Origin of the sequence: Thermococcus sibiricus MM 739, assembly GCF_000022545.1 — an archaeon.
Classification (GTDB): domain Archaea; phylum Methanobacteriota_B; class Thermococci; order Thermococcales; family Thermococcaceae; genus Thermococcus_A; species Thermococcus_A sibiricus.
Genome location: NC_012883.1, coordinates 926,956 through 943,890, shown reverse-complemented (window position 1 = coordinate 943,890; position 16,935 = coordinate 926,956). Strand labels below are relative to the sequence as shown.

Here is a 16,935-nt window from a genome sequence, read left to right as displayed (position 1 = left end):
CCACCCATTCGATCGCCTAACTTTCTCTCATAAGCCATTTTCATCATATCATCTCCTTATCTCTTGCAAAGTCCATACAATCTTCACAACCACTACTAAAAGGAGAACTAAAAGGCTGATCAAATAAGGTGTCATCGAAACTCCAATCATTCTTCCGAGATATATCATTAACAATAATCCTACCACCCTACCTGCGATATACCCAATTGAGGCCTCAAGAGCCTCTTGAGCCACTGCAAGAATCATCGTAACATCAGTCATCCCCATTATAACAAGAAATAATATTAAATAGTTAGTTACAAAGTCTCCACTCGGCAATGTGCTGAAAACAGATATCATGACACCCACAATAGACATAAATAGTGCAGCATATAGCCCCTCTACACCTTCACTTATACTTTCATCAAATCCTTTCAAAAAACCCCCCATCTCCAACCTCTCCCATATAATGTTTTCAATGAATTATTTTACTCCAAAATTATTAACGTTTCCCATTCATACAGACAAACACAGACACAAATTGGTGCCTTATTAAATCCATAAGAGGATAGATATAACTCCCGTTATAGCTGCTATGAGTGCGCCAATTGAACCTAGTAAAAGCATGAGGTCATAAAGCGACATACAACTTTTCAGTTCGTTAGTTTCTTTTATGTCAAGAATTTTAAAACGAACATTTCCTCCTTCGAAAGATATTGTCACCTCTTCTCCTATCCTTCCACGTCCTCCAGTAATAGTTTTCCACTTCCCCCACTTAGGATTACCTCTAACCTCAACTATGTTGATGAGATTAAGCCTTGTTGTTATCCTATATTGACTAGATTCCATAAGCCTAAAATAGAATTTTATTTCCTTAGATTCATAGGGGGTAAGTTTAAAGGGTTCTGAAAAAACAGTATTGAGTTTAGGATATCCCCTGCCTGGTTGATACTTAATCATTTCAGCCCATGATTCAACTATAAGATATTCCTCTTCTTTTGTAGGGTATGGACTACGAGCATAATTTTCAACATATACTGTGACAGGAACTTTTTCTCCAATACGACATATCCGTGGCATTTTAATATGAATAGAAATGGAAGAAGGCAGAGGCATTTTTTCCACCTTATAGCAATTTGTCAATCTCTTGGTCATCAATTTTTATTTTTCAGGTCTCTTTCTTTGATAGAAGATATGCAACCCCAATAAGAGTCACAACTAATGCTATTGGCTTCCAAGGCGTTAAAGTATTTGGTTTTTTCAGTTGCAGGTCAACTCCAGACATGTCTCCTTTAACTGTATATATAATGCCATATTTATCAAGAATCCTTGTAAGTTCCATCGTTGCTTCTTTCTTGTATCCGCTATCTAAATGTTCCAAGTACTCTCTGGAGATCTCTATCTCGGCCTCTAAATGGCCATCTTCAAAACCTCTCACATGCATTTCCCACGGATGATTTAGCTCTTTTACAAGACCAAAAACCTGACCTGGCTTGATGACTTGTAAAATAGTATTCCTAAACCCATCCTCAAGCAAAATCTGTTTCACTCTCTCTAAATCTTCAAATACTTCAACTCTTGTCATCATATATCCTCCCGATGGATTAATTTCATGACTAACTATTGCATTTACAATAAATAAACTTTACCTTGTTCACGATTATTCAAAGTAATCAATAAAGTTTCGCCACGGGAGCAAAACTTAAAAATCCTTACTCGTGCACGTTCCATGAACTATTTCCATGTAACCACCACTTTGGGTTTTCTGGCCTACCCATTTCTTAACTCGCAAATTGGATAATATATGTTAGCACTGCACAATTCCAGTTCTAGGATCACATGAGTAGAATGTATGTCAATACGATAACCTTTAAAATGTATAAAACATTAACAACTTATGATACTCATATTAACTGTGACAACAATTATCTTGGTGATCTTTGTGACACCTCCAAGGATATGGATACGATTAGATGGTCGAAAAATTGTCAAAGATCACAAGGTTGATGCTCACACGTTTGGAAAATTGCTAATTCAAATTCAAAAACAAGTCAACATTATAGCCGAAGCACGATATGGGAAGACAATAAAACCAAAATTCAGACTTTTCCTTGCGGAGATTCAAGAAGGGAGTGTAGAAGCAACTTTGGAGTTTTCAGGAAGTCCCACTTTGACTGAACTCCAAAATTGGGTTGCTGAAACCCACCATCAAGTTTATCAAGCTATTCAAGAAGAAGATGAGAAAACACTGGACAAAACCATCATTGAATCTCTTAAGGATCCCTTGTATGGATATCGCTTACTTACATCTATAGAAGATGTTATTCCTCCAACCGAAAATTATTTCATCGGCATAAGTAAAGACCCCTCCGAAAAAATAATACGACTAAAATCAAAGCAGAGGGAATTTGTCAGAAAGATGAAGAATAAATATCAACAAAAGGCAACTGTTGAATTCATAGGGATTATCACAGATCTTCACGGAAAAGATCCACGCTACTTTGTTATAGATACTACAACAGGAGAACGTATCAAAGTGTACATACCTCCCGAGTTGGAACCTCAGATTAAAGAGTACTATAAGACAGTCCCCGTGAAGATTAAAGGTTTAATGGCAAAAAAGGCAAGGAGTAGAGAGATGAAGGAACTTAAAGAAGTACTCCCACAGAAAGAAATCCCTCTAGATAAAATAGGAAAGTTTCTTCTCAAAGAACCTATCCTAATTGAGATGGAATATGACATGGAAGGCAACCTCTGGATACTGAAGCATAAAACACTATCCATTGAAGGGTATGGAAAAACCTACAAGGAGGCTTTAAAAGACTTAGAAGACAGTCTTGAAGGATTAATCGTAGGCTTCTTAGCGTTCAAAGACGAACAATTAGCCGAGTCTGCAAAGAGAATAAAAAAGGAACTTTCCAAGTACCTAGATTTGAACGACTTTTCTCACAAATATAAACCGGTTGTCGTGAAGCCCCTACCAATAAAGGAGGGGTGAGCAATGCCTATAAAAAGAAGAAAACTAATCGCGATTTTAATAAGTAAGGGCTTCCAACAAGTGGATGATAAACTAAATCGCGATCATGATTGGCTCTATTTCACTGATCCGTATACAGGCAAAGTATATACACAGATCAGAACAAAAATAAGCAGGGGTAGGAAATATCGTGTACTCTCGGATGATTATCTCAGCAAAATTTCTCGAGAATTAAAATTCAAAAGCAAGAAGCTCTTCGATGACTATCTTGAGTGTACCTATACACATGTAGATCATTATGACGATTTAAGACAACGAAACATTATCTGATTGTATTCCTCAAAAACTTATTCTCCAAAACCTTTTCTTTGTCAATAACAACAGCAACAAGGCTAAGATCATCAAAATCACGGATAACACCAAAAATACCATTCATAAGTTTAATCCTATTGTCTAAATCTATTCCTCTACATTTCTTATTTTCATGAACAATCTCACTAGCATGAATCTCAAGATTTCGTTTTATCCCGGGAAGAGCAGAATATTTAACTTTTTCAATCTCATAATACAATTGCATATATTGGTTCTTGCTTCACATCTTTAGAACCAAACTTTGGCTTCCCACTCTCATCCACAAAAGCAAACCACACACTAACCCTTCCACAAAAGACATTCTCACTAACGTTTGATAAATTTTTTCTCGAGTACAGGTAAACGCGCAAAAAATGAGCCCTGGGTTTTTAAAAAGCAAACATGCAAAAAAGCTCGAAATGGCGGGCCCGGCGGGATTTGAACCCGCGATCTTCGCCTCCGGAGGGCGACGCTCTATCCCGACTAAGCCACGGGCCCTCGATAATATCCAGAGAAAATGAGATTAAAAATCTTTTTCCCTCCTGACCAAGAAAACTTTATTAGTTCTCACGGTTATATTTAAATATGACCTCAGATGTGAGTGTGGTCATATGAACGAAGAATATCTAGAATTGTTTGTCCGCGTTCTTAGCATTTTTATAGCTACTGGAACTTTTGGAGTACTTGCTTATGCATATTTAAAGCACAAGATAAAACCCCTCTTTTGCTGGTCCGCCGCTTGGATGTTTTTCGTACTAATGCAGGTAGCATTTTATACGGAAAATAAAGAAGAGATTGCACTTTTTTATTCCCTTTTCTCGGGGACTATGATATACGGGGTTTTGACATATCTCAAGGAGCATGAGGACATCAAAACGTTACTAAAGCCTGAGACAATAGGAATTATTCCTCCTCTCTTTGCCCTTTATGGAATGCTTTTAATTCATTTAGACCTTCCGTACAGTTTTTCTTCTGTTGAAGTGCCTTTTGCTGTTCTTTCTGGGATATTCTTTTTATTTTCTGGCTTAGTTTTCCTAACAATGAGTAAAAAGCAGAGAAATAGCCTTTATCTCGGCATCTTAATGATTGTGTTTGGCATATTCGTTCTTCTTTATCCAGTAAGGCTGAGTCTTCCACAACTTCATTTTGTGTGGACAATCCTTGGCACTGCGCTCTCCGTAGGTATGGCCTTTTTCATGATAAAGATTGTAACTTCCAGGGAGTTTTTATTCTTTGAGGAGCCCGTCAAAATAAAAGTTGTTTTGGAGCCCGGTGCTAGGCTTATAACCTCACAGGAGTATAGAAAGATAAAGACAAACTTCGAGGATTATCCCGTACTGGCGTTTGTTAGGAGTTTAGACGCTCCGGAAAAGTGGAAAGTTTACTATTTGAGCACTGAAGAGCGAGAAGGCCGGCTCTCCCCAACAAATCTTGCGTACATGGCCCAGATTACAAGCGAGTACTTTAGAGAGGCAAAGGAAAAAGGCCTCGAAGGAGTTGTGATAATAGATTGTCTGGAGTATCTGTCGATGTACAATGGCTTTGAGTCCATTGCGAAATTTTTAGCTGCATTAAATGATTTTGCACTGATAAACAGTGGCGTGCTCCTTGTAGTTATTGAGGAAGGGGCTTGGAACAAACATCAGCTTGCAATTCTAAGGCGCATTTTTAGTTAGAACTTTTAAGTTATAACTTCAAAGTTAAGTTTAAGAAACTCAGAAGCTTAAAACCTAAGGTGACCTTATGAAGCTTATTCCACTTGCATCTGAGAGTCTTGGTGTTAGGAGTCTTGCAACGTTTTTGGAGATTGGAAAGATAGGAATTCTTATCGATCCAGGGGCAGCGTTAGGTCCAAAGCGCTATTCCCTCTCTCCGGCCAAAGCAGAGCTTGAAGCCCTACAAAAAGCAAGAGAAAAAATACAACAGTATTCAAGAAAAGCCCAGATAATAACAATTTCTCACTACCATTACGATCACCACACTCCATTCTTTGAGGGGATTTATGAAAGCTCTTCTCCTGAAAAAGCGAAGGATATTTACAGCAGGAAAACCCTTTTTATAAAGCACCCCAGGGAGAACATAAACTTCAGTCAGAAGAAGAGGGCATGGGCTTTCCTCAAGGAGGCAGAAAAAATAGTGGAAAAAATTGAGCATGCCGATGGAAAGTTCTTTGATTTTGGTGACTTTATCATGGAATTTTCTCCAGCCGTCCCGCATGGAAGTGAAGGCTCAAAGCTTGGCTTTGTTGTGATGGTTATGGTGGATGATGGAAAACAAAGGTTGATCCATGCAAGTGATATCCAGCTTTTGAATCGGGCCTCCAAGGAATGGATAATCAAACAGATGCCCGATTTGTTAATCACTGGTGGCCCCCCGACTTACCTTGAAGGATATCGAGTTAAAGAAGCTTGGAGTACAGGGCTTAAGAATCTTAATGAAATAATAAAGGAGACTAATGCGGAGGTTATCTTGGATCACCACCTTATTAGAGATAAAAGATATCCGGAATTCTTGGAGCAGCTTGAGAAACAGGCCTTAACATTTGCCCGCTTCTTAAAAAAGGAAGACAGACCGTTGGAAGCCTATAGAAAAGAACTGCACAAAATTGAGAAAGGAGAAGAAGCGGAAGTGCCGTTTGACGTGGGGTGGTATTTATGAGGATACTGGAAGAATTTGGGACTCTCTTTCTAATTGTGGGCCTTGCTCTTGCAATGGCCTTCCTGGTAATCCTCACGAGAATTCTTGCAACTTACACTAACATCTTGATAACAATGATCGGAATCGTGCTCTTTGTTGGCCTGGTAGGGCTTGTCCTATGGCTCTTAGACAAAAGGTCAAGAATCTAATATTTCGCTGTTCCATGCGTAGAGTCATGGACTATGCATGCCTTCATGTTACATCACCCATCCTCCTCGGATGGTTAAATACCTATCTTTGCTACCATATCTTTTTAAATGCTCTAAGAGATTGGAGTGCGATGAGGGTTCACATAGAAACTTATGGATGTACAAGGAACAAAGCAGACGCCGAGATGATGGAAGCTCTGCTTCTCAGAGCTGGCTATGAGGTAGTTGACTTGGATAGCGCAGACTATGTCATCATGAATACCTGTGCCGTTAAAGATCCAACAGAAAAGCACATGGCAAGAAGGATTAAAGAGCTCTTGGACAGCGGAAAAAGGGTAATAGTTACCGGTTGTTTGCCTCATGTTAATCCCAGCGCAATAGATGAGAGGGTTTCAGGGATTCTTGGAGTCAAAAGCATAGATAGAATTATTGGAGCAATTGAACTTGCCGAAAGAGGAGAAAAGTTAATCAACGTTGAAGGATGGAGAGAGAGAAGCATTGACAAGCTTGAAATCCCCCGGGTGTGGAAGGGAGGAGTTGTTTTCGTAGTTCCGATAAGCGAAGGCTGTCTGAACGCATGCACCTACTGCGCCACAAGATTTGCAAGAGGGGTTTTGAAGAGCTACAAGCCCGGGCTTATTGTGAAGTGGGTGAAGGAAGCTGTAGCCAAGGGATACAAAGAGATTCAGCTCTCAAGCGAAGACACAGGATGCTACGGATTTGACATAGGTACGAACTTAGCAAGGCTTTTGGATGAGATCACATCAATAGAAGGCGAGTTTAGGATAAGGGTTGGCATGATGAACCCTAACAACGCCGTCAAAGTACTCGACGAACTGATAGAGGCTTACAAGGATAATAAAATCTACAAATTTCTGCATTTGCCGGTGCAAAGTGGTGACAACGAGATTTTGAAGAGAATGGGAAGACCTTATACGGTTGAGGAGTTTGAAGAGATAGTTAGGGAGTTTAGAAAGCATATCAAAGACCTTAACCTGAACACCGATATAATCGTCGGCTTTCCTGGAGAAAGTGAGGAGGCATTTCAAAACACAGTGGAGCTCATAAAGAGGGTTAGACCAGACAAGATAAATGTTTCGCGCTTCTCACCGAGACCGGGAACGGTAGCGGCAAGGATGAAAGATCAAATAGTGGGGTGGAGGGTAAAGGAGCGCTCCCGCTATTTACACCGGCTCAGGCTTTCGATAAGCTATGAGATAAACCGAAGATACTTGGGGAGAGAGATGGAGGTTTTGACACACGGTGAAGGGAAGAAAGGAGGAATAGAAGGAAGGACTATGAACTACAAGGACATAATCCTCCCCGAAGCGCCGGTTGGAGAATTTGTGAAGGTAAAAGTCACGAAGACAACTTCAACGTATCTTCTGGGTGAACTTGTGGATTAAAATTGTTTAAAAGTCGAGGGAGAGAATATAAAAGATGAAAAACCTTCGGGCTTTAGCAAAGTTTAAATAAGCTCCCTTTCAGTCTTTGTTAACCTTTTTGCGCCATCATTCGTGATAACTATAGTATCCTCAATTCTAACGCCACCGAACTTTGGAATGTATATGCCCGGTTCTATGGTTATTACCATACCTTCTTTTAGGACCGTTTCATCATATTGAGAAGCTCTTGGCCACTCGTGAACCTGAAGACCTATTCCATGGCCGAGTGAGTGGATAAACTTATCTCCGTAGCCATACTCCGTTATTATGTCCCTTGCAATACTGTCCAGTTCTTTTCCTGTCATTCCTGGTTTTGCAGCTTCAACGGCTTTTTTCTGTGCCTCAAGAACTATTTCGTAAATCTCCTTCTGCTTCTCGTTTGGGCTTCCCACTACTATTGTCCTCGTTATGTCAGAGTTGTAGTGCCTGTAGAGTGCCCCGAGATCCATGACCACAAGATCACCTTTTTCAATTCTCTTATCGCTTGCAATCCCATGGGGTAGAGCGGAACGATGACCACTTGCAATTATCGTGTCAAAAGCAGGCTTTTCGGCACCTTCCATTTTCATAACATATTCAACCTTAGCGGCAACTTCCTTCTCGCGCTTTCCTTCTCTTATCTCCTCTATAGCGGTCATTACGCCTATATCGGCCAATTTACATGCGTCTTCAATGAGTTTTATCTCTTCCTCAGTCTTTATCATTCTAAGTTCCTTTATTATATCGTCCAGAAGTTTGAATTCTTCTATCTGAGCTTTCTCTTTTAAGGTGTTGTTGAAAGATAGGCTTATTGTACCCTCAACGGCAAGTGATTTAAAACGCTTAAGGTACTCATAGAGCTCGTCCGTTTTCTTGAACTTCTCAACTTCAACGTGGGCTTCTTCTTTTGCCTGCTCGTATTCAAGTTCTGGAACGAGGAGAATCTCTTCTTCGGGGGTCACAACAAGGTATCCACCAATAAGAGGTGCGGTTCCCACAAAGTAAAAAAGATTGGGAGCGCTTGTTATTAAAGCAGCATCGACTTCATTTTTTTGAATATAATTTCTAATACCCTTAATCCTTTCCATGAGTTTCACCAATTGAGATGAGCATGATAACAATAAAATGTTTTTGGTCAAAAACTTCAAAAAGCTACTTTCCAACTACCTCTGGTGAGTGAGATGTTTGAAGAAGTGGAAGTTGAAGCTCATGTTTATCCCACGGAGGATATAGAGAAAGTCAAAGAGGCAATGCTCAATCTGGTATCTCCTCTTGAATTCCATGCCTTTGATAAAGGGGAATACATACTGCTACTCGGGAAGACTAAAGACAAAAAAGCTTTACAGAAGCTCTATGAGCTCTTTAGAGGTCAACAAATTTTGGACACTGCTAGAGCCATGCTTGAAGAGGGTTACTTCGGAGAGGAAATAATAATCAAAGTACACAAACAGGTAGCATATGTGGGAAAAGTTAACTTCAATGAAGAATCGCCTTTGGGCCCAATAACAATTATAATACGAACAAAAGAACCCCAGAGACTTATGAAATGGCTTGCACCAAGAACAAAGGATGGAGTGCCGATAGAGTAATTAGCTCGGGTGCTTTAACTCTACACCCATTTTTGTTAAACTTTTTATCATACCAATCTGGATATAAGCAAAAATTTTTGTAGTGTCCCCGTATTTGATGTCTAAAATCTCCCCAATTGAATTTATCATTGCCATGACCTTGGGAACTTTCTCTTTGTCCCTTACTAGAACTTCAAAAAGCCTGTATTTTGGTAGTGTGAACATTACTTCTTCCAAAGAGTTTTTAAGCTCACCCAAATCATTTTCTTTTGCTGATATTGGGATAATACTGTGTGCAATTATTCCTTTTCTGGTTATAAGCTCTTCAAGAGCCTTTTTCTTGTCTTCTACATCTGCTTTGGAGGTTAGATCTTTTTTATTTAAAACTATTATGAGTGGCTTGTCTAATGTCTTTAGCTCTTTTAAGACTTCAATCGATGCTAAAAACTTTCTTTTTATTTCTCTCCAGGGTTCGCTGATGTCAAGGATTAATAAAATGATGTCTGCTTTGATGATCTCTTCCAGAGTTGAATGAAAGGCCTCTACTATAAACGGTGGAAGATCATCTATGAATCCGACGGTGTCGGTTATTAAGGTCTTTTTCCCGTTCATCATAAATCTTCTTGTTGTTGTATCTAAAGTTGTAAACATTTGCATTTTGGTTTCTATCTCTTCATTCGCAAGGGTATTGAGAAGTGTCGATTTACCGGCGTTTGTATAACCAGCTAGTGCTATCAATATGAAACCAACTTCCTCTCTTCTCTTCCGCTTAACTTCTCTATCAGCCTTTACTTTTTCTAGTTCTTTTTTTATTCTCCCCATCCTGTAGCGTATGTGTTTGAGGTACTGTTGTGTTTGGTATTCCCCCATACCTTTGAAACCTGCCCTATCCCCAAGTTTAATTCTCCTAATGGCTTCTTTAACTAGAGGGAGTTCATATTGAAGATTGGCAAACTCTACTTGTAGCTTTGCCTCTTTTGAATGTGCCCTCTTTTCAAATATCTCAAGAACAAGCTGCCATTTGTCAATTACGTCGATTCTAAGCTCTTTGGTTATGTTGAATGACTGGGACGGTGTTAAGGGATTTGCGAATATTACTCTATCCGGATTAAGCTCTTTTATTAGTTCCTTTACCTCTTGGAGCTTTCCGGGGCCGATGTTGTATTTTGGATGTTCCTCTCTAACCTGTTCAACTATTGCGAGAATCTCGTAGCCAGCACTCCTCAAAAGCTCTTCAAACTCCTCTCTATTGACCCTTTTATTTGGGGAGTGCCTTATTATTCCAATAGCCTTCATCGAGGAGAGTTAAAGTTTTAGGGTTTATATCTTTTTGGATAATTTTATAAAAATGAGGATGCTGAAAATGAGCATGAAAAAAGAGGTTAAGACTCTTGGAGTTTTACTATTGCCTCCGCTAAATCGCCTTTCGTTTCTTCCAGTGCCTTCTTCGCGGTTTCATAATCAACGCCGGTCTGCTCCATGACAAGCTTTATGTCCTCTTCGGGAATGTTGAGAACTTCTCTAACTTCCTCTTTGCCCACTATTTGATAGCTCTTTTCTCCCATTGCAGTTACTACAGTTACTGCGGCGTCTTTGATTATAATTTCTTTGTTTTCAAGCTTTATTACAACTTCTTTAACTCCCTCAAGCTCTTCCATCTTAATTCCAAGTTGTTTCATGAGTTTTTGCATCTGTTTGGGATTCATACCCTTCATTGGCATCATAATTACCACCAGAAAGGAATCAAGAAAAGAATATATAACGGTTTCCCAAAAATGAAAATGTTATTAAGATCCCTCCGTTTCTTCTGGGAAATTTGAAGTTTCTTCGTTGCTCTTCATTATTTTCTGCCTGTATTCTTCGTATTTCTTTTTGGCTTCTTCGACTTTCTCTTTTTCTCCAAGATATTCGTAAGCCTCAGCAATGTGTTTCCACCACATTGGATCCTCTTCGGCCTCTTTTAGACAATACTCAAGGAACTTTTGATAGGCTTCCTTTGCGAGCTCTTCATTTCCAAGTTTCTTTGCTATATTGCCGACATCCTCCCAGAAAACTCCTTCCTCTTGGGCTTCACCTTTGTAGTATTCTAGGGCTTTTTCCCAGGCTTCTTTGGCTTTTTCCTCATTACCTAACTCTTCATAAAGCTTCGCTACGTCTTCCCAGAACCAAGGTTCTTCATTTGCATATCTCTCCAAGGCTTTTGCAGCCCTCTCCATGTTACCGGCTTTTTTCCAGTATTCATGAGCTTCTTTGAGGTAATAGGTATCTTTTTCCTTTTCATAAAGCTGTTCGTAGATTTCTGCTGCTTTTTCGTATTTTTCGGCCTTTTCGTATGCCCAAGCTGCACTCTCCATCCAGCCAAGTTTTTCATACATCTCCGCAGCCTTTGAGTAGTTCCCTTTCTTTTCATACTTTCTTGCGGCCGCTTTGTATTTTCCAGACTTTTCAAGGCTTTCGGCACTTCTGAATCGATCCATTAAACTTAAGTCTGGTTCGCTTATATACCAAATCCCAAAAACTAGGCCTAAAGCGAATAATAGTATGATCCCTCCGACTATTTTGAGCTTTTGCCATGTAATACTCAAGTATGTCGCATAAGCACTAAGCACTGTTGGAATGACTAATAATCCTGCATACTTCCAGCTTTCTGCATAAAGGGTTAGTGCTAAGAAAAATCCTAGCATCAGTGTCATGCCTAAAAATCCTAGTCCCAGGACAATTCTCACCAGCATCCAAAAGCCCCATTTGTAAATTATCCCAACTGCTATCGCGATGACCAATATTACAAATCCTATTATGTAGGCCTTCAACTTGTCCACGTTTTCACCCCCTCAGTTTCAAGTAAGAATCTTTTATACTCTCTTTTTGGTGTATAATTTCCAATGTTATTTGAAGCAATCACTCGGTGGCAGGGAACTATTATTGGGTAAGGGTTCCTTTTCATGGCTCCACCAATAGCTCTTGGTGAGCTCCTAAGCATTTTAGCTAGCTCACCATATGTTATGACTTCCCCTCTTTTAACCTTTTTTGTAAGTGTTTCGTAAACTTTCTTCTCAAAAGGAGTAGTCCCCTCAAAGCTGAGATATTCCAAGCCATCTTGATTCCTGATTTCTCCAATAAGAATCTTGTAAACTAAGGCTGGTAATTCACTATCTCTTTCTTCAAGGTTAACTTTGACTCCTCTGTTGGTGAGGTGCTCAACAAGAGCGTTTACTCTTTCTTGGAGGAACTGTTCTCCATCAAAAGAGAAAGTTATACCCTGTATTTTTTTGTCAAATAATATGGCTATTACTATCTCCTTCTCCCCTATTTGGAAGGATTTAATTGATATCATTTTTACACCTCTCAAGAAGCTTAATGGCCCTTCTCAAAGGCCCATATAAAGAATGAACTTCCTTTGCATATATAAAGCCTCTGCCCAAAAAACGCTTGAACATTAGAACATAAAATCTTCTTTTCTCCAAATCCTTTGGATATTCAAGAGTGTCAAGGAACTTTGCCCAAAACTCCACCAACATTTCTCTTTCTTGCCTTGTTGATTTTCTCAATCTTCGCTTAACTTCCGTTGGGTTATTCTTTAATTTTTGTTTGAACACTTCGTAAAGTATCACGGCAACTGCGTGACTTAAATTCATTATTGGGTATTCCTCACTTGTAGGAATGGTGACTGTGAAATCTAGCTTTTTAAGCTCTTCATTGTCTAATCCCCTACTTTCTCTTCCAAAGACTAACCCTATCTCACCGTCATATATAGAAAGACGCTTAGCAAACTCTTCAGGAGATATGGGGGCTCTTTCTGGGATGTAATCACCTCCAGCAAGTCCACTTGTCCCGATAGCTAAATCCACCGTATTTAATGCTTCTTCAAGGCTCTCATGTATTTTGGCATTTTCTAAAATGTCCACAGCATGAACTGCAAACGTCCTAGCTATTTTATTGTTTGGGCTAACTTTTGGATTAACAAGAATGAGATCGGTAACCCCAAAGTTTTTCATGACCCTTGCAATGGCCCCCAAATTTATTGGGTATTCTGGTTCTACAAGTATCACCTTTAGCTTCATAACTACAAGATATTTAAGGATTAAGTATTAAAATGATTACGGTGGAAAGATGGAGAGAAAAAAATTTGAAATGTTAATTTACCTTGTAGTTTTTGCACTTTCTCTCTATGTCCTAAGCAACTCCCATCTTTTTGAGGTGATAATATGAAGATTTACATCCTTGGAGCAGGTTCAATAGGCTCCCTTTTTGGGGCCCTTTTGTCAAGAGTTGGTGAAGATGTGATATTGATAGGTAGAGAAGAGCATGTGAAGGAGATAAATAGGAATGGCCTTAAGATAGTTGGGATTGAGGAATTCACAGTTTATCCGGAAGCTCTCACTCGCATGCCTTCCGAGCCCCCTGATTTAATAATCCTTTCAACAAAGTCACATTCCACTGAATATGCTCTTGAGTGTGCTCGAGAGAGTATCGGGAAAAATACATGGATACTAAGCATACAAAATGGTCTAGGAAATGAAGAAGAGGCTTTAAGATATACAAAAAATGTCTTGGGTGGAATAACGACTAATGGGGCCATGATAGAAAGATGGGGGGTTGTTAAGTGGGTTGGAAGGGGGATCACGATAATAGGGGATTATCCTAGGGGAATAAGTCCGTTTACCGCCGAATTAATAGAGATTTTCAACAAAGCCGGATTAAAAACTGAGCTCAGTGAAAATATTGAAGGATGGAAGTGGTCAAAGGCCATAGTGAATTCCGCAATAAATCCGATTGGCGCTATTATGGAAGTTAAGAATGTGAAGATCTTGGAAAATGAATACCTGCTTAAGTTGGCTAAGGAGGTTGTTAAAGAGGGATGTCAAGTCGCAACCCAACTCGGAGTAAAGTTTGAGAAACATCCAATGGAACTCTTAATTGAAACCCTCGAACAGACGAGAGAAAATTATAACTCCATGCTTCAAGATATTCGACGAAAGAAAAAGACGGAGATAGATTTTATAAATGGTAAAATAATCGAATATGGCAGGAAAATTGGACTAGAGGTGCCATTGAACTTTGCCCTTTGGAGCATGGTGAAAGCCAAGGAGATTCCACAAACTAAATAAAGACTTGATTGGTATTATATCCCGGGGGAAAAAAATGCCAATATTTGGTGGGAAGGAGGATAATGTCTTTAAAGCTATAGATGAACATCTCGAGGCTGTTGGACTTACAATAAAGAAACTATATGAACTGATGGAGACTTATTTGGCGGGTGACATCGAAAAGGCCGAAGTTTTAATGAAAGAAGTTGAAAATCAAGAAAGGGTTGCTGACGAGCTTAGAAGAGAGATTGAAGCAATGCTCTATCAGGGAGCTTTTCTACCTGTGAATAGAGGAGATTATGCTAAATTGTCTGAACTTATAGATAGCGTAGCAGATGCAGCAGAGAGTGCTGCCCATGCATTAATTCTAGCTAAGCCTAAGACACCCCCAGACCTAAAGAAAGAGATTCTAGATCTATTGAATGCCTCGTTGGAGACATATAAATTAGTGGAAAAGTCAGTGAAGATGCTCAATACTAATGTTGATGGGGCTATTGAGTATGCGAAAAAAACTGAACTTGCAGAAGAAGACGCGGATAAAATTGAGTATACTCTTTTGAGAAAAGTTTTTGAAAGCGAAAGTATAACAACTTTTGCAAAGTTTATATGGAATCAAGTGGTGACTAAAATCGGAGACATAGCTGATAGGGCTGAAGATGCCTCCGACCAGGTATTGTTGATTGCATTAAAAAGGAGGGGTTGAAAATGAAAGTATTGGTGGCTGCACCGTTACACGAAAAAGCAATCGAGGTTTTAAAGAATGCTGGATTAGAAGTTGTTTATGAAGAATACCCCGATCAAGATAGGCTTAAAGAACTTGTTAAAGACGTTAGCGGAATAATAGTTAGGAGTAAGCCCAAAGTAACAAAGGAAATTATTGATGCTGCTCCAAGTCTTAAAGTGATAGCAAGGGCAGGGGTGGGCCTAGATAATGTAGATGTTGAGTATGCAAAGAGCAAAGGAATCGAGGTAGTCAATGCCCCAACGGCCTCAAGTAGAAGTGTTGCTGAATTGGCCGTGGCATTAATGTTTAACATTGCAAGAAAAGTGGCCTTTGCTGATAGGAAGATAAGAGAAGGAGCATGGCCCAAGAAGCAATGCATGGGGTTTGAACTTGAAGGCAAGACCCTTGGAATAATCGGTTTTGGAAGGATAGGATACAATGTTGGGAAAATCGCAAAGACCATAGGGATGAACGTTCTTCTCTACGATGTATACAAAAATTATGAACGAGCAAAGGAAATAGGAGCAGAGTTTGTTGAACTTGAATATCTCTTAAAGAATAGTGATGTCATTACAATCCACGTTCCTCTCTTGGAGAGCACTTACCACCTGATTAATGAAGAGAAATTAAAGCTCATGAAATCCACTGCAGTGCTTATAAATACATCAAGAGGGCCAATTGTTGATACTAATGCTTTAGTAAAGGCACTTGAAGAAGGATGGATTGCCGGAGCAGCCTTAGATGTCTTTGAGGAGGAACCTCTTCCAAAGGATCACCCATTGACAAAATTTGACAATGTAATACTTACTCCACATATAGGTGCATCTACAGTTGAAGCTCAAGCGAGAGCAGGCATGGAAGTTGCAGAGAAGGTTGTCAAGGTTCTTGTAGGTTAGTCGCTCTTCTCTTTTTGTTTTTAGTTATAACTTATAAGTTAAAAGTAAAAAGTTAGAACATCTTAATATCTTCTATTGGTCTTACTTTTAACACATCCCTGTTTACGAGGTTCTCGGAAACATTCCCCATTAAGATTTCAAGCAAATTATTAACCGCCTGGAGTGCCATGTCTTCCATAGCTTCTTGTGCTAGCCCAGCATGATGGGGAGTTAATACTGTTTCCCACTCCATCTCGAAAAGTTCACTTTCTTGAATGGGCTCTTTTTCAAAAACGTCTGTAGCGAATCCTTTAAGATTCCCTTCTTTTAATGCCTTTATGAGGACTTTCTCATCTACGAGGCTACCTCTACCCACGTTCACCAGATATTTCCCTTTTAAAAGTTCAAGCGTTTCCTCATTAATTATGTGATAAGTTTCAGGAGTGGATGGGAGTGCCAATATCACTATATCGCTTTCTTTTAATACATCATTAATCGGAAGCCATTTGGCGTTTACTTCTTTCTCAATGTCTTCTTTTCTGGTCCTGCTCCAGTAATAGATTTCTGTGTTCATTGCTTTCATTCTTCTTGCTATCCCCTTTCCAATGGATCCCATTCCTAAGATTCCAATTTTTTTGCCATGTAAGGTTTCCATTTCTTTGTACCATCCCCATATGGTTTTGTGGGAATCCCAGAGACCCTTTCTGATAAATCTATCTGAATAAGCTATTTTTCTTAGAAGTGCTATTGTTAATCCAACAGCAAACTCCGCAACTGCTTCGCTTAGAATCCCGCTAACTTTGGTAACGTATATACCCTTTTCAGTAGCTGCATTAATATCTATATGATCGTAGCCTGCTGACTGGGTGCTTATCACTTTAAGTTTTTTGCCATGTTCTATGATTTCCTTATCTACAAGATTTAGTGGAGAGACTATTAACCCATCATATGCTCCTATTACTTGCAGCACTTCTTCCTTGGTCGGATAGACCATAACATCAACATCACAATATTCTTTTAGGAGTTTCATGGCATTACTTTTCATGTTAAACAATACTAACACTTTTGGCTTCATAGACTTCACCTTTAAAATCCTTATCGAAA

20 protein-coding genes and 1 tRNA gene are annotated in these 16,935 nt (G+C 39.4%); 9 read left to right on the top strand and 12 right to left on the bottom strand.

Annotation, left to right across the window (positions count from 1 at the left end):
• Nucleotides 1–48 precede the first annotated feature (48 nt).
• From TSIB_RS05045 to TSIB_RS05035, 3 genes are all read right to left on the bottom strand, one after another.
• Nucleotides 49–429 (bottom strand): hypothetical protein, encoded by a 381-nt coding sequence (locus TSIB_RS05045; protein WP_015849310.1) that lies wholly within the window; start codon nt 427–429, stop codon nt 49–51.
• 102 nt (nt 430–531) lie between these two features.
• Nucleotides 532–1,095 (bottom strand): hypothetical protein, encoded by a 564-nt coding sequence (locus TSIB_RS05040; RefSeq protein ID WP_048160333.1) that lies wholly within the window; start codon nt 1,093–1,095, stop codon nt 532–534.
• Nucleotides 1,096–1,147: 52 nt separating this feature from the next.
• Nucleotides 1,148–1,564 (bottom strand): hypothetical protein, encoded by a 417-nt coding sequence (locus TSIB_RS05035; protein ID WP_015849308.1) that lies wholly within the window; start codon nt 1,562–1,564, stop codon nt 1,148–1,150.
• A 312-nt stretch (nt 1,565–1,876) separates the two neighbouring features.
• On the opposite strand from TSIB_RS05035, the gene TSIB_RS05030 reads away from it, so the two are divergent.
• Nucleotides 1,877–2,977: a hypothetical protein gene (locus TSIB_RS05030; protein ID WP_148206171.1), complete on the top strand. Its 1,101-nt coding sequence runs from the start codon at nt 1,877–1,879 to the stop codon at nt 2,975–2,977.
• A 301-nt stretch (nt 2,978–3,278) separates the two neighbouring features.
• On the opposite strand, the gene TSIB_RS05020 is transcribed toward TSIB_RS05030, so the two are convergent.
• Entirely contained in the window at nt 3,279–3,533 is a 255-nt protein-coding gene (locus TSIB_RS05020; RefSeq protein ID WP_015849306.1) for a hypothetical protein, read from the bottom strand.
• A gap of 194 nt (nt 3,534–3,727) precedes the next feature.
• A tRNA-Arg gene (locus TSIB_RS05015) sits at nt 3,728–3,805 on the bottom strand.
• Between the two features lie 113 nt (nt 3,806–3,918).
• Between TSIB_RS05015 and TSIB_RS05010 the strand changes: the two genes are divergently transcribed.
• The 4 genes from TSIB_RS05010 (at nt 3,919) to TSIB_RS04995 (ending at nt 7,559) form a co-directional block, all read left to right on the top strand.
• On the top strand, nt 3,919–4,983 hold the full coding sequence (locus TSIB_RS05010) for a DUF835 domain-containing protein (RefSeq protein ID WP_015849305.1): 1,065 nt from the start codon (nt 3,919–3,921) through the stop codon (nt 4,981–4,983).
• Nucleotides 4,984–5,050: 67 nt separating this feature from the next.
• The gene (locus TSIB_RS05005; RefSeq protein ID WP_015849304.1) at nt 5,051–5,965 is read left to right on the top strand and encodes an MBL fold metallo-hydrolase; all 915 of its coding nucleotides are present in this window, start codon (nt 5,051–5,053) and stop codon (nt 5,963–5,965) included.
• A complete protein-coding gene (locus TSIB_RS05000) occupies nt 5,962–6,153 on the top strand; it encodes a hypothetical protein (RefSeq protein ID WP_015849303.1) in 192 nt (63 codons plus the stop codon). Before TSIB_RS05005 ends, TSIB_RS05000 begins: the two co-directional genes overlap by 4 nt.
• A gap of 131 nt (nt 6,154–6,284) precedes the next feature.
• The gene (locus TSIB_RS04995) at nt 6,285–7,559 is read left to right on the top strand and encodes a tRNA (N(6)-L-threonylcarbamoyladenosine(37)-C(2))-methylthiotransferase (protein ID WP_015849302.1); all 1,275 of its coding nucleotides are present in this window, start codon (nt 6,285–6,287) and stop codon (nt 7,557–7,559) included.
• A gap of 62 nt (nt 7,560–7,621) precedes the next feature.
• Here TSIB_RS04995 and pepQ read toward each other — a convergent pair whose 3' ends face one another.
• The gene (gene pepQ / locus TSIB_RS04990; RefSeq protein ID WP_048160328.1) at nt 7,622–8,665 is read right to left on the bottom strand and encodes a Xaa-Pro dipeptidase PepQ; all 1,044 of its coding nucleotides are present in this window, start codon (nt 8,663–8,665) and stop codon (nt 7,622–7,624) included.
• A 93-nt stretch (nt 8,666–8,758) separates the two neighbouring features.
• Between pepQ and TSIB_RS04985 the strand changes: the two genes are divergently transcribed.
• Entirely contained in the window at nt 8,759–9,166 is a 408-nt protein-coding gene (locus TSIB_RS04985; RefSeq protein ID WP_048160327.1) for an RNA-binding domain-containing protein, read from the top strand.
• On the opposite strand, the gene hflX is transcribed toward TSIB_RS04985, so the two are convergent.
• From hflX to TSIB_RS04960, 5 genes are all read right to left on the bottom strand, one after another.
• Nucleotides 9,167–10,441 carry a GTPase HflX gene (hflX, locus tag TSIB_RS04980; protein ID WP_015849299.1) on the bottom strand — a complete coding sequence of 425 codons (1,275 nt, stop codon included), beginning with the start codon at nt 10,439–10,441 and terminating at the stop codon, nt 9,167–9,169.
• Nucleotides 10,442–10,527: 86 nt separating this feature from the next.
• Nucleotides 10,528–10,869 carry a nascent polypeptide-associated complex protein gene (locus TSIB_RS04975; RefSeq protein WP_015849298.1) on the bottom strand — a complete coding sequence of 114 codons (342 nt, stop codon included), beginning with the start codon at nt 10,867–10,869 and terminating at the stop codon, nt 10,528–10,530.
• A gap of 63 nt (nt 10,870–10,932) precedes the next feature.
• Nucleotides 10,933–11,964, bottom strand: coding sequence for a tetratricopeptide repeat protein (locus tag TSIB_RS04970; RefSeq protein ID WP_015849297.1), 1,032 nt, complete (start codon nt 11,962–11,964; stop codon nt 10,933–10,935).
• On the bottom strand, nt 11,952–12,479 hold the full coding sequence (gene otg, locus TSIB_RS04965; RefSeq protein WP_015849296.1) for a methylated-DNA--protein-cysteine methyltransferase: 528 nt from the start codon (nt 12,477–12,479) through the stop codon (nt 11,952–11,954). The genes TSIB_RS04970 and otg overlap by 13 nt, the downstream gene beginning before the upstream one ends.
• Complete coding sequence (locus TSIB_RS04960) at nt 12,466–13,206, bottom strand: RNA methyltransferase (protein ID WP_015849295.1); 741 nt, start codon at nt 13,204–13,206, stop codon at nt 12,466–12,468. The genes otg and TSIB_RS04960 overlap by 14 nt, the downstream gene beginning before the upstream one ends.
• Nucleotides 13,207–13,350: 144 nt before the next feature.
• Between TSIB_RS04960 and TSIB_RS04955 the strand changes: the two genes are divergently transcribed.
• The 3 genes from TSIB_RS04955 to TSIB_RS04945 are packed head-to-tail and all read left to right on the top strand — an operon-like array spanning nt 13,351 to nt 15,852.
• Nucleotides 13,351–14,253 (top strand): 2-dehydropantoate 2-reductase, encoded by a 903-nt coding sequence (locus TSIB_RS04955; protein ID WP_015849294.1) that lies wholly within the window; start codon nt 13,351–13,353, stop codon nt 14,251–14,253.
• Between the two features lie 34 nt (nt 14,254–14,287).
• Complete coding sequence (locus TSIB_RS04950) at nt 14,288–14,935, top strand: TIGR00153 family protein (RefSeq protein WP_015849293.1); 648 nt, start codon at nt 14,288–14,290, stop codon at nt 14,933–14,935.
• 2 nt (nt 14,936–14,937) lie between these two features.
• Nucleotides 14,938–15,852, top strand: coding sequence for a D-2-hydroxyacid dehydrogenase (locus TSIB_RS04945; protein WP_015849292.1), 915 nt, complete (start codon nt 14,938–14,940; stop codon nt 15,850–15,852).
• 52 nt (nt 15,853–15,904) lie between these two features.
• Here TSIB_RS04945 and TSIB_RS04940 read toward each other — a convergent pair whose 3' ends face one another.
• Nucleotides 15,905–16,906 (bottom strand): NAD(P)-dependent oxidoreductase, encoded by a 1,002-nt coding sequence (locus TSIB_RS04940; protein ID WP_015849291.1) that lies wholly within the window; start codon nt 16,904–16,906, stop codon nt 15,905–15,907.
• Nucleotides 16,907–16,935 lie beyond the last annotated feature (29 nt).

Bases quoted from the DNA above. Each gene is read 5' to 3' on its own strand.
- TSIB_RS04995 (WP_015849302.1), top strand. From the start codon at position 6,285: ATGAGGGTTCACATAGAAACTTATGGATGTACAAGGAACAAAGCAGAC.
- TSIB_RS04975 (WP_015849298.1), bottom strand. From the start codon at position 10,869: ATGATGCCAATGAAGGGTATGAATCCCAAACAGATGCAAAAACTCATG.
- TSIB_RS05010 (WP_015849305.1), top strand. From the start codon at position 3,919: ATGAACGAAGAATATCTAGAATTGTTTGTCCGCGTTCTTAGCATTTTT.
- TSIB_RS04950 (WP_015849293.1), top strand. From the start codon at position 14,288: ATGCCAATATTTGGTGGGAAGGAGGATAATGTCTTTAAAGCTATAGAT.
- TSIB_RS04955 (WP_015849294.1), top strand. From the start codon at position 13,351: ATGAAGATTTACATCCTTGGAGCAGGTTCAATAGGCTCCCTTTTTGGG.
- hflX (WP_015849299.1), bottom strand. From the start codon at position 10,441: ATGAAGGCTATTGGAATAATAAGGCACTCCCCAAATAAAAGGGTCAAT.
- TSIB_RS05030 (WP_148206171.1), top strand. From the start codon at position 1,877: ATGATACTCATATTAACTGTGACAACAATTATCTTGGTGATCTTTGTG.
- TSIB_RS05040 (WP_048160333.1), bottom strand. From the start codon at position 1,095: ATGCCTCTGCCTTCTTCCATTTCTATTCATATTAAAATGCCACGGATA.
- TSIB_RS05045 (WP_015849310.1), bottom strand. From the start codon at position 429: ATGGGGGGTTTTTTGAAAGGATTTGATGAAAGTATAAGTGAAGGTGTA.
- TSIB_RS04985 (WP_048160327.1), top strand. From the start codon at position 8,759: ATGTTTGAAGAAGTGGAAGTTGAAGCTCATGTTTATCCCACGGAGGAT.
- pepQ (WP_048160328.1), bottom strand. From the start codon at position 8,665: ATGGAAAGGATTAAGGGTATTAGAAATTATATTCAAAAAAATGAAGTC.
- TSIB_RS04940 (WP_015849291.1), bottom strand. From the start codon at position 16,906: ATGAAGCCAAAAGTGTTAGTATTGTTTAACATGAAAAGTAATGCCATG.
- TSIB_RS05005 (WP_015849304.1), top strand. From the start codon at position 5,051: ATGAAGCTTATTCCACTTGCATCTGAGAGTCTTGGTGTTAGGAGTCTT.
- TSIB_RS05035 (WP_015849308.1), bottom strand. From the start codon at position 1,564: ATGACAAGAGTTGAAGTATTTGAAGATTTAGAGAGAGTGAAACAGATT.
- TSIB_RS05000 (WP_015849303.1), top strand. From the start codon at position 5,962: ATGAGGATACTGGAAGAATTTGGGACTCTCTTTCTAATTGTGGGCCTT.
- TSIB_RS04960 (WP_015849295.1), bottom strand. From the start codon at position 13,206: ATGAAGCTAAAGGTGATACTTGTAGAACCAGAATACCCAATAAATTTG.
- TSIB_RS05020 (WP_015849306.1), bottom strand. From the start codon at position 3,533: ATGCAATTGTATTATGAGATTGAAAAAGTTAAATATTCTGCTCTTCCC.
- TSIB_RS04945 (WP_015849292.1), top strand. From the start codon at position 14,938: ATGAAAGTATTGGTGGCTGCACCGTTACACGAAAAAGCAATCGAGGTT.
- otg (WP_015849296.1), bottom strand. From the start codon at position 12,479: ATGATATCAATTAAATCCTTCCAAATAGGGGAGAAGGAGATAGTAATA.